Consider the following 211-nt stretch of genomic DNA (forward strand, 5'->3'; position numbering starts at 1 on the left):
TGAATAGCCGATAATTCGTCTTGAGTGCAGATCCATGATGGTTGATAAGTAACACCAGCCATTACGCTTCGTTTGAATATAGGTCATATCAGCGGTCCATTTTTGATTTAAACCAGTGGTCGAGAAATCCTGCTTAAGCAAGTTGGGACGCTGTTCAACCTTGGTTTTGGAAGCCGAAGCCGCTTTCCATTTATTGACGGTAACGGAGTGG

Annotated in this window: 1 protein-coding gene; it reads right to left on the bottom strand. The window is 44.1% G+C overall.

Annotated features, from left to right (window positions below; translation table 11 throughout):
• Positions 1–211 (bottom strand): DDE-type integrase/transposase/recombinase (locus FD09_RS16865; RefSeq protein WP_338054270.1); only part of this gene is annotated, 211 nt, incomplete at both ends.

The sequence above is a fragment of the Schleiferilactobacillus perolens DSM 12744 genome (genome assembly GCF_001435585.1).
Taxonomy (GTDB): domain Bacteria; phylum Bacillota; class Bacilli; order Lactobacillales; family Lactobacillaceae; genus Schleiferilactobacillus; species Schleiferilactobacillus perolens.